Origin of the sequence: Nocardioides sp., from assembly GCF_036493135.1 — a bacterium.
GTDB lineage: Bacteria > Actinomycetota > Actinomycetes > Propionibacteriales > Nocardioidaceae > Nocardioides.
In genome coordinates this window covers 1-4047 of sequence record NZ_DASXQG010000023.1, presented here as the reverse complement: position 1 = coordinate 4047, position 4047 = coordinate 1, and the positions used below count along the sequence as shown (strand labels likewise).

General features: G+C 70.7%; 5 protein-coding genes. 2 read left to right on the top strand and 3 right to left on the bottom strand.

The window, feature by feature from the left end:
- On the top strand, positions 1 to 785 hold a 785-nt coding region (locus VGJ24_RS03655; protein WP_331499132.1), incomplete at its 5' end, for an ATP-binding cassette domain-containing protein.
- Between the two features lie 200 nt (positions 786 to 985).
- On the opposite strand, the gene VGJ24_RS03650 is transcribed toward VGJ24_RS03655, so the two are convergent.
- Both VGJ24_RS03650 and VGJ24_RS03645 read right to left on the bottom strand, forming a co-directional pair.
- A complete protein-coding gene (locus tag VGJ24_RS03650) occupies positions 986 to 2275 on the bottom strand; it encodes a S1C family serine protease (protein ID WP_331499131.1) in 1290 nt (429 codons plus the stop codon).
- 77 nt (positions 2276 to 2352) lie between these two features.
- Positions 2353 to 2910, bottom strand: a complete 558-nt coding sequence (locus tag VGJ24_RS03645; protein WP_331499130.1) for an MOSC domain-containing protein — start codon at positions 2908 to 2910, stop codon at positions 2353 to 2355.
- A gap of 93 nt (positions 2911 to 3003) precedes the next feature.
- On the opposite strand from VGJ24_RS03645, the gene VGJ24_RS03640 reads away from it, so the two are divergent.
- Entirely contained in the window at positions 3004 to 3774 is a 771-nt protein-coding gene (locus tag VGJ24_RS03640) for a DUF2127 domain-containing protein (protein WP_331499129.1), read from the top strand.
- A gap of 113 nt (positions 3775 to 3887) precedes the next feature.
- On the opposite strand, the gene VGJ24_RS03635 is transcribed toward VGJ24_RS03640, so the two are convergent.
- Positions 3888 to 4046, bottom strand: coding sequence for a citrate/2-methylcitrate synthase (locus VGJ24_RS03635; protein WP_331499133.1), 159 nt, complete (start codon positions 4044 to 4046; stop codon positions 3888 to 3890).
- Between the last annotated feature and the right edge of the window lies 1 nt (position 4047).

Here is a 4047-nt window from a genome sequence, read left to right as displayed (position 1 = left end):
GGCTCCGGAAGTTCGAGGAAGCCGGTCCGCCGATCGAGCAGCCGCGCGAGCAGCAGGTGTCGATGCGGTTGAAGGGTGGCCGCACGGGCAAGCGTGCCGTGGTCTGCGAGAGCCTCGAGCTGACCGGGCTGATGCATCCGTACGACCTCGAGGTCTGGTACGGCGAGCGGGTCGCGGTGCTGGGCAGCAACGGGTCGGGCAAGTCGCACTTCCTGCGGCTGCTGGCCGCCGGTGGCTCCGACCCCGACGTCGAGCACCGCCCCGTCGACGACACCCCGATCGAGCCGGTCCGGCACTCCGGCAAGGCCAAGCTCGGCGCGCGCGTGCGTCCGGGCTGGTTCGTCCAGACCCACGAGCACCCCGAGCTCGCCGGGCGGACCCTGCTGGAGATCCTGCACCGCGGTGACGGCCGCCCCGACGGCCGCGTGGGCATGGGCCGTGAGGCCGCCGCCCGGGTGCTCGACCGCTACGAGCTCGCGCACGCCTCGGAGCAGAGGTTCGAGTCGCTCTCGGGCGGCCAGCAGGCGCGCTTCCAGATCCTGCTGCTCGAGCTGTCCGGAGCGACGCTGCTGGTCCTCGACGAGCCGACGGACAACCTCGACGTCCAGTCCGCCGAGGCGCTCGAGGACGGTCTCGAGGCGTTCGAGGGCACCGTCATCGCGGTCACCCACGACCGCTGGTTCGCGCGCGGCTTCGACCGGTTCCTGGTGTACGGCGCGGACGGCGACGTCTACGAGTCGGACGGACCGGTCTGGGACGAGGCCAGGGTCCGCCGGGCTCGTTGATGACCGGCGGTTCTTGATCGCGTCCGGCTGCGACGGGCTGTCGGAGCCGGCCCCGATCTCCTGGTGGGAGACCGTTCCCGGGCGGGGACGTCATACGTTCCGAGTCCTAGACGCCTCGGAACGTATGACGTTGCCCCCCGGTGTAGGGAACGGGGCCCGGAGGCGTCACCGGCGCAGTGAACGACCTCCGGACCCCGAGCTCAGGAGTTCGTGGTGGCCGCGTCGGACTCGAGCGTGACCTGCACGGTGTGGGTGCTCCCTCCGCGCTCGTAGGTGACGGTGACCTTGTCGCCGGGGCGGTAGGACCGGACGATCGCGATCAGCCCGTCGGAGGAGGTGATCAGGTGGTCGTCGACCTTGGTGATCACGTCACCCGTCTTGAGCCCGGCGTTGCCACCGGCGGAGCCCTGGTTGACCTGGGCGACCTTCGCGCCGTCGGTCGTCTGCTGGCCGCCGGCGGCGTTGTCCACACCGATGCCCAGGCGGGCGTGGGTGGGCGTCTCGCCCTTGATCATCTGCTGGACGATCGGCAGCACCTCGTCGATCGGGATCGCGAAACCGAGACCGATGGACCCGGGCTCGCCCTGGCTCGTGGTGTCGGTGGCGGTCTGGATCGCGGCGTCGATACCGACGACCGAGCCCGACAGGTCGACCAGTGGGCCACCGGAGTTGCCCGGGTTGATCGCGGCGTCGGTCTGGATCGCCGGGTAGACCGCGACGTTGCCCTGGCTGACCTGGCCGACGTTCACCGGGCGGTTCAGCGCGCTCACGATGCCGCTGGTGACGGTCGCGTCGAGGCCGAACGGCGAGCCGATCGCGACCACCCCCTGGCCGACCGCGAGGCTCGAGGAGTGCCCGATGGTGGCCGGCGTGAGGTTGTCGACCCCCTGGGCCTGGATCACCGCGGTGTCGGTGAGCGGGTCGGTGCCCAGGATCTTGGCGGAGGCGTGGGAGCCGTCGTTGAACGAGACGCTCAGACTGCCGGACTTCCCGGCGAGGGCGACCACGTGGTTGTTGGTGAGGATCTTGCCGTCCTGGCTGAGGATGATGCCGGAGCCGGAGCCGGAGCCGTCGGGACCGGCCACCTCGATCATCACCACCGAGGGCAGCACGCTCTGGGCGACCTTCTCGATCGATCCGGTGGCGGCGGTCTGGGCGGTGCTGCCGCCGCTCTGGGTGAGCACCGGCGAGGACTGCACCGAGTCGTGCGTCGAGGTCCACGCCGCGGCGCCGCCCACGCCGGCAGCACCGCCGACGAGCAGGCTGGCCGCCACTACGGTGGCGGCCAGCCCCTTGCCACGCAGCCCGCTCCGGGGACGTGGGTCGGGTGGGAGAACCGGGCCACTGACGTCCTGGCCGAGGGTGGCGCGGCCATCATCCGGCTGGGCTGCGAAACCGTACGGCGACCAGGTCGCGGGTGGAGCAGGCGGCTCCTGACCCCACTCGTGTCGGTTCTCCGGCTCGCTTCGGCCGTACGGGTCGTTCGTCATGACGCAGAGGTTGCCGGGCGAGTCTGGGAGGACGCTGAGATGGCGCTGGGGGGTCCTGAAGAAGCCGAGCCGATCGATCAGCCCAGACGTCGTACGACGTCACCGGGGCGGATCACGCCTCCGCGCACCACGCGCGCGTTCAGCCCGCGCAGCCTCATCCGGCTCCCGACCTCGCCGTTGACGAAGGCCAGCGCGTCCTCGCCGAACCTGGCCAGGAACTTCTTGCAGCCCGCGTGCGGCTTCGCGGTGACCTCCAGGACGGCGTCCTCGCCCAGCGCGATCCGGGTACCGGCGGGCAGGTTGTCGTGGGAGAGGTCGAGGTCGACGTACAGCTGGTCACCGGCCTGTGCCTGGACGTCGTCGGTCTCGCCGAGCAACGAGACCATCCGCGCGCTCATCACGGTGATCATCGCGTCGAGGTGGCGACCCTCGGTGATCGCACGCGAGGTGGCGCGGCTGAGCCAGTTGTCGCCCACGAGTCCTCCCGCCTCGTCGAGCACGCCCTCGCCGAGGATCTCCCGGACTCCGACGTCAGGGCGGCGCACGACCATCGCCAGCATTCCGGTCTGGGCCGGTGCGGCGAGCAGGTGGTCGAGGCGCGCCTCCAGCGAGGCCAAGCTGCTCAGGGTCGACACCCGCCGATCCTCCCAAGACCCGCAGGTCGACGCCCGTCATTTCCCGCCCCTCGGGATGAGGCTTCCGACACACGCGCACCTAGGCTGCGCCGGGTGAGGAAGCCGTTTCGCACCTTCGACTGGAACGTGCGCAACTGCGGCTGGCGCGGCCACGTCACGTGGGCGCCGACCGAAGCGGCGCTGGCCGAACGGCTCCGCGTCGAGACGGTGGTGGGGGAGGCCTGGCGGTGCCTGCGCTGCGGGTCGTTCATCCCGGGAGAGCCGCATGGACGCGGGCCGGCCGAGGACGCGCCGATCGTGCTGCGGGGGCGGGCGCTGCGAGACGCGTTCATCCTCCGACTGCTCGCCGTCGAGCGCGGCATCCGCGGCGTACTCCTCGTGGCCCTGGCGTACGGCATCTACCGGTTCGAGGGCGCACAGAACTCGCTGCAGCGGCTCTTCGACGACTACCTGCCGCGGCTGTCACCGGTCGCGGAGCACGCCGGCGTCGACCTCCAGGCGACCGGTCCGGTGCGATTGATCCAGAAGGCGCTGGAGACCGACCCCCACACGCTCACCCTGATCAGCCTCGGCGTCCTGGCGTACGGCGCACTGGAGCTGCTCGAGGCCGTCGGGCTCTGGTTGATGAAGCGCTGGGGCGAGTACGTCGCGGTCGTCGGCACCGCGGTGTTCATCCCGGTGGAGATCTACGAGCTCCTCGAACGGGTCACCTGGCTCCGGGTCGTGGCGTTCGCGCTGAACGTGTTCGCCGTGGTGTACATCCTGTGGACCAAGCGGCTCTTCGGCTTCCGCGGTGGCCGCGCGGCGTTCGAGACCGAGCGGCACTCCGAGTCCCTGCTCGAGGTCGAGCGCGCGGCCGCGTGACGAGTTGCCCTGAAGGGTGGCGGGATGTCGTAACGGCGCGATCGCGCGGTTACGACATGCGCCGGGCCCGATTGGATGTCATAACCGCGCGATCGCGCAGATATGACAGCCCCTCAGGACCAGCGCTGGGAGGCGGGCGTGAAGTCGAGGGTGCGCTGGCCGGTGTAGATCTGCTTCGGCCGGGCGATCTTCTGCTCCTTGTCCTGCACGAGCTCGAGCCACTGGGCGAGCCAGCCCGGCGTACGCCCGATCGCGAACAGCACGGTGAACATC